The 9,945-nt window shown below is 57.2% G+C and carries 8 protein-coding genes and 1 pseudogene; 4 read left to right on the top strand and 5 right to left on the bottom strand.

Going from position 1 to position 9,945, the window contains the following annotated elements:
• Positions 1–162: 162 nt before the first annotated feature.
• Genes ACLQ7H_RS12110 through ACLQ7H_RS12095 form a run of 4 tightly spaced genes read right to left on the bottom strand, consistent with a single transcriptional unit; the run spans position 163 to position 5,910 of the window.
• Entirely contained in the window at positions 163–1,488 is a 1,326-nt protein-coding gene (locus ACLQ7H_RS12110; RefSeq protein WP_411752881.1) for a lysine N(6)-hydroxylase/L-ornithine N(5)-oxygenase family protein, read from the bottom strand.
• A complete protein-coding gene (gene iucC / locus ACLQ7H_RS12105; RefSeq protein ID WP_411752880.1) occupies positions 1,485–3,233 on the bottom strand; it encodes an aerobactin synthase IucC in 1,749 nt (582 codons plus the stop codon). Before iucC ends, ACLQ7H_RS12110 begins: the two co-directional genes overlap by 4 nt.
• Entirely contained in the window at positions 3,230–4,180 is a 951-nt protein-coding gene (locus tag ACLQ7H_RS12100; protein WP_411752879.1) for a GNAT family N-acetyltransferase, read from the bottom strand. Before ACLQ7H_RS12100 ends, iucC begins: the two co-directional genes overlap by 4 nt.
• Positions 4,177–5,910 carry an IucA/IucC family protein gene (locus ACLQ7H_RS12095; protein ID WP_411752878.1) on the bottom strand — a complete coding sequence of 578 codons (1,734 nt, stop codon included), beginning with the start codon at positions 5,908–5,910 and terminating at the stop codon, positions 4,177–4,179. Before ACLQ7H_RS12095 ends, ACLQ7H_RS12100 begins: the two co-directional genes overlap by 4 nt.
• A 133-nt stretch (positions 5,911–6,043) precedes the next feature.
• Between ACLQ7H_RS12095 and ACLQ7H_RS12090 the strand changes: the two genes are divergently transcribed.
• Entirely contained in the window at positions 6,044–7,270 is a 1,227-nt protein-coding gene (locus ACLQ7H_RS12090; RefSeq protein ID WP_411752877.1) for an MFS transporter, read from the top strand.
• Position 7,271: 1 nt separating this feature from the next.
• Positions 7,272–8,147 carry a siderophore-interacting protein gene (locus ACLQ7H_RS12085; protein ID WP_411752876.1) on the top strand — a complete coding sequence of 292 codons (876 nt, stop codon included), beginning with the start codon at positions 7,272–7,274 and terminating at the stop codon, positions 8,145–8,147.
• Positions 8,148–8,346: 199 nt separating this feature from the next.
• On the opposite strand, the gene ACLQ7H_RS12080 is transcribed toward ACLQ7H_RS12085, so the two are convergent.
• On the bottom strand, positions 8,347–8,520 hold the full coding sequence (locus ACLQ7H_RS12080; RefSeq protein WP_411752875.1) for a hypothetical protein: 174 nt from the start codon (positions 8,518–8,520) through the stop codon (positions 8,347–8,349).
• A 177-nt stretch (positions 8,521–8,697) separates the two neighbouring features.
• On the opposite strand from ACLQ7H_RS12080, the gene ACLQ7H_RS12075 reads away from it, so the two are divergent.
• Together ACLQ7H_RS12075 and ACLQ7H_RS12070 are read left to right on the top strand one after the other, a co-directional pair.
• Positions 8,698–9,537, top strand: coding sequence for a MurR/RpiR family transcriptional regulator (locus ACLQ7H_RS12075; protein WP_411752874.1), 840 nt, complete (start codon positions 8,698–8,700; stop codon positions 9,535–9,537).
• A 220-nt stretch (positions 9,538–9,757) separates the two neighbouring features.
• Positions 9,758–9,945: pseudogene (locus ACLQ7H_RS12070) on the top strand (alanine--glyoxylate aminotransferase family protein); the annotation flags it as partial.

The following is a 9,945-nucleotide window of genomic DNA, read 5'->3' as shown; positions in this document are numbered from 1 at the left end:
GCCATTTCCGCTACGCTGCGGTGAGAGCGGCTGGCGGAAACCACCAGTTGGTCATCATTTTTTTGTTCTTCTGCCCAGGCCGTTGGTGCGAGCATTGCTAACAGGCAAGGGTTTAGTACCCAGAGGTGTCTGCGTTTCATTATTGTTCAAACGTTTCCATGGTTAGTTAAAGTTAAAGATGGCGTCGTGTGCAGTTTGGGCGGTGACCGCTGCCTGCTGGCTACGCCATTGGATCACCGCCGGGGTGGACGTTAAGTCGAACCGATCGCGCCCTAATGCCCGGTTGAGAATACGGGCCGAACGCCAAGCCATTAGGCTGAGCTGGGGTTCGGCAATGCCATGACTGTGCATGCCGGCATTGACGGCAAACAGACAGTTTTCGCTCGGACCCTGCCATTCCAGGGTGAAGTCAGGGGTAATGCGATATTCGTCGTTCGCCGTGGTCAGCAGGCGATTGGCCAGGGGTGCGAGAAACGCCGGGCGGTCTTGCTGATAGCCGGTGGCGAAGATCACCACGTCGCAGTCGAAGGTTTCCTTGCCCTGATCGAGGTGGTGATGGGTGACCAACTGATAGCCATTGCCGGATGCGTGCATCGCGGCCAATGAACGGCTAGGCAGCAGGTGGGCCCAAGGCTTTTCACGTAACACTTCAAAGCGGTGATACATCGCCTGGTAAATCGCCAGCAGCGATTCGCTGGTGATGCCGTCCGACGTCATTTTCTGCTCGGCCAGCATGCGCTGTTTGGCGCTGTCGCTCAGGGTGTAGAAGCTTTCTACGTATTCCGGCGTGAAGTACTCATTGGCGAAGGCGGCTTCATCCAGCGCGTTGTAATTGTTGCGGCGCGAGATCCAGTTCAACTGCTTGGGCTGGCCCCACTCGGCGCGGAAAATATTCAAAAACAGATCGGCACCGCTTTGGCCGCCGCCGATCACGGTAACGCGTTTGCCGCTAAGATCCGGGTTACGCAAGCTCATTTCGCTGGCATGGAAGCAGCGATCGTTCTGCTCGCTGACGCAGTCCGGCAGCTTGGGGCGTTTGCCGATGCCTAGGCAGATATGGCGGGCACGGTAGACATCGCGCTGGGTGGTGACAACAAATTGGCGTTGCTGGTCGTCAAAATCCACGCTGCGGATATCTTGGCTGAACTCGAGCGTCTCCAGCCCGTTAGCTGCCCAGTCGAGATAGTCGGCGAACTCTTCGCGGGAGACGGTGCGCTGTTCGGTGGTCAGGAAGCGGTAGAACTTCTTCCTTTTCACCAGGTAGTTGAGAAAGCTGTACGGGTTGGTCGGTGAAACCGCACTGACCAGATCCTTGAGGAAACTGGTTTGCATATGGCAGTCCGGCACCATCATGCCGGGGTGCCAGGAGAAGTGCGGTTTACGTTCGAAGAACTTGCTGTTAAAGCCGGTAACCTCACTGCCGAGTGCGGCAATGCTCAGATTGAATGGGCCGACGCCGATGCCGATGAAATCCAGAGGCTGATTCATTGGGCAAACTCCTTGGAGACCAAATAAAGAGGGTTATCCAGATCTTGCAGGTAGTTAGGCAACATGCGGCTGCCACCATCCTGCTCTGAATAGGTGAGTTTCACCGGGTTGAGTACCACGCGAATAATCTGTGGCTTGAAAAGGTCGAACAGGGCAAACCGGTCGGCCAACTGCGGATGCTGCGCCATATAGCGCTCCAGCACCTGTGCCAGCACTTGATAGAACCGCGGTTCGCGGATGCCGCAGCCGCTCATCAGCGGCGAAATGAAACGCAGCACGGTGACGAAATGCCCGGTTTGCAGGTCATGGATCAGATAGTCGGCAGGCAGGCGCACCGTCACGTCTTTCACCACCTGCGGCAGTGAAGCAGCCTGTGGGAAGTCCTGATCCACCAGGCGCATATCGCCCTGGAAATCTTTTAGCAGCACCCGCTGCGGCACATGGTCTTTCATCACTAATGTGATGTTCTGGCCGTGGGCGATCAGCGCCACTCCGTAGCAGCACATCAGGTGGTACATCGGTAGTACCACTGCCTGGAACATCTGTGCCAGCCACGCCTCTGCGCTCAGGCCGGAACGGGCGATGTAGGCGGCGATCAGCGGTTCACCCTGATTGTCGGTTTCCATCAGCGTTGCCATCAGGATAGCCTGCTCGCCCGGTTGCAGATAACAGGACGGGTTTTCACGCCAGATCACCCCGAGCATTTCCTGATAACGGTAGGGGGCCTTGGGCAGCGCACCGTAGGTTGGGTGGGCCAGATAGCCCGCCGCCGGTTCACCCAGGATCTGGGCGCCGCTGGCCTGCAAGGTGCTATCGCTGGCGAAAATCTGCTGTAACCAGCGTGAAGCCGCAGGCCCGGCGCTGATGTACTTGCCCGGAATGCCGCGATAGCAGGAGGTGTTGTAAATGGTCAGCGGCAGCTTGATATCGAAGGGTACCCGGCGGCTGGTATTGGTCAAAGTGCGCAGGGACTGCTGAGCCAGATAGCGATCGCCAAACTCACCCAGCTCGACCAGCTCACCGCTGGCCAACTGTGGCAGGAAATGCAGCGCGATTTTTTGCTGCCATTGCCATGGATGCAGCGGCACCGGCAGCCAGTCGTGGTCCAACTTCAACTCTCGCCAACGGCGGTCAAAGCGCTGGCGTTCCCCGCTGTCCATCGCGCTGTTGAGCAAGTTTTCTAACGGGAAGTCCTCGTCAATGCACCAGACAAAGCTGCCGCGCTTGGCGGCCACCCAGTGCAGCTGGAACTGGCCCTGATATTCTGGCGCATACTGTTGCAGCGCCGACAGCCCCCAGCCACGACGCCCTTTGTTGAAGACGAACTTCGGGTGACCGGCCAGCAGGCATTGCAGTGCGTCGGCATCCAGCGCAATCAGATCGTTGGCGCTCATCCCGCGGCGAGCGGCAAGTAACTGCATGTCACCGCGTAGCGTGGCGTATAGATCTTCCAGATGTTCGGCGTTCTGCGCGTCGTCCATCTTCAACACCTGAGCCAGTTGCCGCAGCGTTTGATCGGCGGCCAGCGGCAGGCGATCGCAGTTCAGGCTGTTGGCGTCGATGTGCAACCAACCCCAGATCCCGCGCTTGGCGCTGAAGCGGTAGGCCGCGTCACCTAAGGCGATTTGCCATTGGCCGCCGTGTTCCTCGGCCTGCAAGGTGCGCTCATACTCCAGTTCTGCCAGGATTTTGGCGATCATCTGTAGGTTAACGTGTTGCCAATCTGCGTAATCGTGGCGGCTCATAGCTGTCCCTCGCGGAAGAAGTCATCACGCTGGTTCATGATCAGCCGTGAGCGTTTATGCGGGAAATCAAACTCTTTCAGCGTATGGTAGCCAGCGGTGGGCAGATGGCGGAACAGCCGCTGATTGTCTGCACGCGGCTCGGCCACGACGCGGGTGGTGCGGGGTTCATCCAGGTATAAATAGTGGGTCAGACCACGTAGCCAACTGCGGATGTACTGTGCACCACGCCAGTGCTCTTCGCCGACCAGCATGTGCAGGCCGCGATCGAACGGCTGCCAGCGATAGTGGCGGCCAATGCGATCTTCTGGTGCCCAGTAAACTTCGAAATAGCCAAAGGGCTGGTCGTCAAAGCAGCCCAGCAGCGGATAGCAATAGCTGGAATCAAGCTGGCGCTGTAAATAGGCTGCTTGGACTTCGAGCGGCCCACTCATTTCCCAGAAGGCATCAACGCGGGGGGAATTCATCCAGCGGGTGAACTGCTCGGCGTCGCGCTCGATTTCAGGTAAACGGAAACTCAAGCTACGTTTGATTTGTGGATCGTAGCGGCGATACACCTCACCGTTGGGCCGGGCAGGGCGTTGCGGGAACCACAGTTCGCGCTCGGCATCGTATTGCATCTGGCCGGAAGCAGCATGGCGTTCGGCGATCAGCCACAGTGGTAGTTGGTAGAAGGTTTCACGGGCCAGGTAATCGCCGCTGGCCTGGGCGAACAGTGCCAGAGCCTGTGGCTCCTCGCACCATTCGGTATAGGGCAGGGTGATGCCACTCAACTGTGGAGCCGCGATCAGCAACTGATCCAACGCCTGGATCAGCCAACCTGACGGCAGTGAGCCTGGATAATGCAGCGCAGCGCTGCTGTCCAACCCCAGGCTAAGGGACAGGTTTTTCCCCAGCAGTTCGCAGCGGAATCCGCTGGTGGCGTGAACAATCTTGGCTACGGGCATCATTGAGCGGCCTCCACGCGCAGCGGATTGGTGAAATCAAAGTAGATCACCGCAGGATCGACAATGGTGTTCTCATTGTGATCGTGCAGATAGCAGAAGAAGTTGCCTTTGCAGTTCCAATGTGGGCTGTCCAGCACATAGTCCAGGCAGCGGGTATTTTTGGCCGTGTTACGCAGCGTGGTTAACGCATCGCGTACTCGTATCATCAGGCTCTCTTCACTGTCGAACCCTGCTGCCGCCATCGCGGCGGTCACGGCCAACGTAGAATTTACCAACAGATAGTAAGGGAAGTAGCGCAACAACTGCTGCTCGCTAAAGCGGTTCTCGGCTTCGGCTTCGCCGATTTCATCCAACCAAGGCGTGGCGTCGCGGGTAAAGCCGCTGCCCTGGCAATCGCGGTACAGCATGCCCACCGGCAGGTCCTGCTGCATTTCCACCAGAATGTTTTGCTGATGGGCCAGCAGCACCAGGCCGTAGTCGGCTTCGGCGCTGAACAGCGGTAGCAGTACCTGCTGGCAGTAAGCGTCCAGCCAGCAATGGGCTGCCTGTTGCAATGGCAGGTTCAGGCGGGCAGCCAGGCGACGCACCGCTGCGGCTAACAGGCTATCGTCACCATCTGGCGCTGCCTGCGTCAAGGTGACCAACACGTTGGTTTGATTCTGCACCTGGTCGAACAGCAGGTTATCGCGCAGCGCCATCAGACTTTCTTCCTGGATCGTGCCGTCTGCGGAACGTAACCCGGCCCAACCATCTTCCTGCATTACGCGCATTGTTGGGTAACGAGCTTGCAGTTCCTGCCAGCGGGAGGTTTGAGCCAGCCGTGCCAGACGCATGCCGCGCTTCACTTCTTTTACCGACAGGGTACGCACCGAGTTGGTTAGCCGCACGCTGAGGGAAAACTTGATCATGTCGCGGCTGCCCGCGTGGTACAGCGAACGTGAAGAGCTGGTTGGTAGCCAACGCTCACCGGCCTCACCCAGATCGCTCAGCTTGTGCTGCTCGACCAATTCGCGACACCAGCTTTGTGCCAGCAGATAATCGGCCTGCCACGGATGCATCGGCAGCAGCCAGACGTCATCGGTAAAATGGCCTAGCAACTGCGGCGCGCTTTCTGCGGCGAAGCGTTGTAGGCGCTGCTGTAACGTCAGATCCAGGCTGTCACCACACAGGTGGCGCTTATCTACTGCAAACCAGCGCAGGGGGAAGCTGCCAGCAAAATCTGGCAGGTAGCGCTGTGCCTGCTGGCGATCGAAGGGCTCATGGGATTTCGGTGCCGGGTGGAAGGCATGGCCAGCTAATAGCCCCTGTTCCGCCTGGGCAAAAGTCAGCGGCCGATCGCGTAGCTTTGGCCAGTCCAGCCGGATGGCGATCGCCTGTTGGGTATTGTCATGACTTTCCAGCACTCGCTGGCGAAAGCGTGCCAAAACCTCTTCACTCAGTTGGCCTTTTACCGCCGGTTTGGCCAGCAACAACGTAACTAACTGTTCAAAACTCAGCGCTTCACCGTTGCCATTCAGGCGGGCCGGGAACTGATATTGATGATGTTGGGTTGGTGAGGTATGGCGTAATGGAATGCGAATAAATTGGCTATCTGAAAGTGGGAGATGTAACTGTGGCGATGGTTGGCTATCGGTTGCCGGAACGATGTGCCAGTCCCGGGTTTCACGCATTAGCGCGTTGAGGAAACATTGCGCAGCCACATCGGTTGCTGCGCTGGCTAACTGGATGGTCATGACCCTGGTCACTCTGGAGCGATTGAGAATGATTCTTATATCAATAGTTCTTATTATTATCAATCACCGCATGATACAATTTTTTAATTAATTACACATAAAAACACCATTATTTTAACGGTTATTTTACTTAATGCGCTTATTCTCGGATTCAAAAATCGTTGCAACTGGTAATGATTCTCCTTCAAACTGGCCGCTGGCGTTTTGTGCCGGGCTATTGGGCATTGGGCAAAATGGTTTGCTGGTCGCATTACCGGTGTTGGTCAGCCTGACTCAGCTCTCGCTGTCGGTGTGGGCAGGATTGCTGACGCTGGGGTCGATGCTGTTTCTGGTCGGTTCTCCCTGGTGGGGGCGGCAGGCAGAAATTCGCGGCTGTAAATACGTGGTGATTATGTCCCTGGCGGGTTACTTGATCAGCTTTGCGCTATTGGCCTTGGCCGTGTGGGGGCTGGCTGTTGGCTGGCTGCCTGAAATGGCTGGGTTGGTTGGCTTGATCGTGGCGCGCATTATCTACGGACTGATGGTATCGGGCATGGTGCCAGCCAGCCAAACCTGGGCGCTGCAACGCGCCGGGTATGAACAACGCATGGCGGCGTTGGCCACTATCAGTTCCGGCCTGAGCTGTGGCCGGTTGCTTGGTCCGCTGTGTGCGGCTGTGGCGCTGTCTTTGCATCCGATGGCTCCGCTGTGGCTGATGGCGATTGCGCCGTTGATCGCATTACTGGTGATTTGCCGCCAGCATAACGACCCGCCGCTGCCTGCGGTGGCGCATCAGCAAAACCGCCTGCGGCTGACGATGATGCCCTATTTATTGTGTGCGTTACTGCTGGCGGGCGGCGTCAGCCTGATGCAGTTGGGCTTGGCTCCGCATTTGCAGCAGTTGTTCAGCCATTCGGCGACGACCGTTAGCCACCATGTGGCGGTGTTGCTCAGCGTGGCGGCGGGTTGCACGCTGTTGGCGCAGTTTCTGGTGGTGCGGCCACAGCGCCTTACTCCGCCGCAGCTACTGATGGTTGCCGCTTGGTTGATGATCGCTGGCTTGGGGCTGATGTGTACCGCTCCGCTGGCGCTGTTTTATCTTGGCTGTGCATTGGCTTCGTTTGGGGCCGCGATGGCTACGCCGGGCTATCAACTGATGCTGAATGATAAATTATCTACTGGCAAAGGGGCGGGAGCGATCGCCACCAGCCATACGCTGGGCTATGGCGCGAGCGCGCTAATGGTGCCGGTGGTGAGCAAAATTTACGGTGAGTCGCAGTTGGTTGCGGCGGCACTGGTAGCCGCCGTCCTGTTGGGCGGCATTAGCAGCTGGCTATGGTGCCAGCATCGAATGGCAGACATTGCGCGGGAGAGTCAGTGATATGTCCGCAAGCTATCGCATCTTTGATCTTACCTTGAAGCATAAGGAAAATGTTTCCCCCTCGCTGCTGCGCTGCGTGTTTACCGGCCCAGAGGTACAGCGCATGAAGCTGGAAGCCCCGGATCAACGGATCAAGTTGTTATTCCCGGTAGCGCAAGGGCAGAGCCCGCAGTTGGAGAATAGCGACGATTGGTACCGTAACTACATGGCGATACCGAAAGAGCAACGGCCCGTGATGCGCACCTACACGTTGCGGGCACTGCGCGCTGCTGAGAATGAAATGGACGTGGAGTTTGTGCTGCACGGCGTTAATGGCCCGGCCTCTGCCTGGGCAACGCATGCCGTTGCAGGGGATAAACTCCAGGCCGTGGCACCGAATGCCGATTTTGCTGAAGATAGCGGCGGCTATGAGTGGGCCCCTCCGGCGCAAACCCGGCAGGCGTTGCTGATCGCTGATGAAACGGCACTGCCAGCGTCGATGGGGATCCTCGAACAGTTGGCGCAGCAGGCTAACCCGCCGCGAGTGCAGGCTTTCTTTGAAGTGCCGGTCGCGGGGGATTGCCTCGATATGGCGCAATTCCCGTTTGCTGAAGTTTACTGGCTGCCACGGGACGTTGGGCACCAGCAGCATGGCACGCTGCTGGTGGAGGCGGTGCGTCGGCGAGTTAACATCCCAGCCTCGGCACGGACCGAAGCGCAGTCTCTGGCTGAAAACAGCCTGGGTGGGGATTTGCTGTGGGAACGTGCCGAAGGGGCTAAAACCTTTTATGCCTGGGTGGCGGCGGAGTCTTCGGTGGTGAAAACGTTGCGCCGTTACCTGATTGGCGAACGCGATCTGGACCGTTCCACGGTGAACTTTATGGCGTACTGGTGTTAAGTTTCTGAGCCTACTAAATTGCTGTGTCTAATAGCGCTACAGGTGGAAGTCATGCAGATCACCGACACGCCGTGAACCCGTCCCTGGGGGCTCGAATCGCGCATCCATGCGCTCAACGGTCGGTTAACCTGCATAACTCCCACCTGCTTCAGGCTTAATGTGTCGCGGTTTAAACACCGTTATCTTATAGCCTATGCCATCAAAGCGGGATCTCTGTGTCCTCGCCATTCTCCAATTTAGCCAGCCAGTGTTCAGCTTCTTCCATTGTCAGAAAGTTACCTTCGGTTTGGTAGGTTTCCCATGCTCGTAACAGGTCCAAACGCAAGTGTTGTCTGGGGTCATCATCAACTTTGATCGGGGTTATCGTAGCCATAAGTCGTCCTAAGTCGTGAGAGGCAAATTCATTCCCTACAATAAATCGCTTTAACGGTTGTTGTCTAGTTTGTGAGCAACACGCAATCGCGCCATTGTCATCCCGATTTCAACACTGGCAGCCGCTTTGGTTGCTGTGCTATGTTCCGCTGAAACAAAAGTTACAGCGGGAGTAGCGATGAAACAGATTGATGAGCGCCTGCGCAGCGAATATCCGCAATTGGCCCCTCAAGAGCAGCGGGTGGCCGACTTTATCTTCGATCATTTTGACGACCTGATTAGCTATAACAGCACCGAGTTGGCGCGTCTGAGTGGGGTGTCCAAGGCCACGGTCAGCAGTTTGTTCAAGCGCCTGGGTTATGCCAGCTATCGCGCAATGCGTGACGAACTGCGCACCCTGCGCCAAAGCGGTATGCCATTGACCGACAGCCGTGACGCGGTACAGGGCAACACCTTGCTGGCTCGCCATTACCAGCAGGAAATGGCCAATCTGACCCACTGGGTGCAGCAGATTGATGCGGCACAGTTTGGCGCGGTGATCGCGGCCATGGGGCAATCCCGGCGGCTGCTGCTGTTGGGAATGCGCAACAGCTATCCCGTCGCGATGCATTTGCGCCAGCAACTGATGCAGGTACGTGAGCAGGTTTTGTTAATACCGCAGCCGGGCCAAACCCTGGCCGAAGATCTGGTGGATCTGGGGCCACAGGACATGGTGGTGGTAGTGGCATTTCGCCGCCGTCCACGTCTGGTGCGAGAGATATTGCAACAGTTGCAGATCAAGCAGGTGCCAACGTTATTGATCTGCGAACCGCAGGCCCAGGCGCTGATCCCGTTGGCTAGCTGGCATTTGATGACGCCGCTCGATAGCGTCTCAGCGTTTGACAGTTACTCCAGCGCCATGAGCCTGGCGAGCCTGCTGAGCAATGCGTTGCTGCATGACAGGTTGTCGCAAGGGCGGCAGCGTATTCATCAGGTGGCCAATCTGTTCAGCGATCTGGAGGAGTTGGAGCAGCGCTGAAGCATGGGTTATCTGAGCGGGCGCAGTATACGGCGCCCCTACATGATTCTTTAGCAGCTGCATGCTGCGCCCGTTGTGATTCATTAGTTGCAGATAAATAATTTAAGAATCTTTTGTTTCATCCTTTCTCGCTTGGCGATAATCTAGCAATAACAAAAAACCGGCCGGTCGCAGACGTAGCAATCTCCGGGCTAAGTTATTAAGTTGACAAGGAATGAACATGCTAGCTATCAACCAATTCGATCAAATCAATCCTCCGCACCGCCTACTGATGGGTCCAGGGCCGATCAATGCCGATCCGCGCGTGCTGCGTGCCATGTCCAGCCAGTTGATTGGCCAATACGATCCGGCCATGACCGGCTATATGAATCAGGTGATGGAGCTGTATCGCGCCCTGTTCCGCACGCA

The organism is Serratia sp. (in: enterobacteria), from assembly GCF_046715635.1.
Taxonomy (GTDB): domain Bacteria; phylum Pseudomonadota; class Gammaproteobacteria; order Enterobacterales; family Enterobacteriaceae; genus Chania.
This window is presented reverse-complemented; position numbering and strand designations above follow the sequence as displayed.

Bases quoted from the DNA above. Each gene is read 5' to 3' on its own strand.
- ACLQ7H_RS12110 (WP_411752881.1), bottom strand. From the start codon at position 1,488: ATGAATCAGCCTCTGGATTTCATCGGCATCGGCGTCGGCCCATTCAAT.
- iucC (WP_411752880.1), bottom strand. From the start codon at position 3,233: ATGAGCCGCCACGATTACGCAGATTGGCAACACGTTAACCTACAGATG.
- ACLQ7H_RS12100 (WP_411752879.1), bottom strand. From the start codon at position 4,180: ATGATGCCCGTAGCCAAGATTGTTCACGCCACCAGCGGATTCCGCTGC.
- ACLQ7H_RS12095 (WP_411752878.1), bottom strand. From the start codon at position 5,910: ATGACCATCCAGTTAGCCAGCGCAGCAACCGATGTGGCTGCGCAATGT.
- ACLQ7H_RS12090 (WP_411752877.1), top strand. From the start codon at position 6,044: ATGCGCTTATTCTCGGATTCAAAAATCGTTGCAACTGGTAATGATTCT.
- ACLQ7H_RS12085 (WP_411752876.1), top strand. From the start codon at position 7,272: ATGTCCGCAAGCTATCGCATCTTTGATCTTACCTTGAAGCATAAGGAA.
- ACLQ7H_RS12080 (WP_411752875.1), bottom strand. From the start codon at position 8,520: ATGGCTACGATAACCCCGATCAAAGTTGATGATGACCCCAGACAACAC.
- ACLQ7H_RS12075 (WP_411752874.1), top strand. From the start codon at position 8,698: ATGAAACAGATTGATGAGCGCCTGCGCAGCGAATATCCGCAATTGGCC.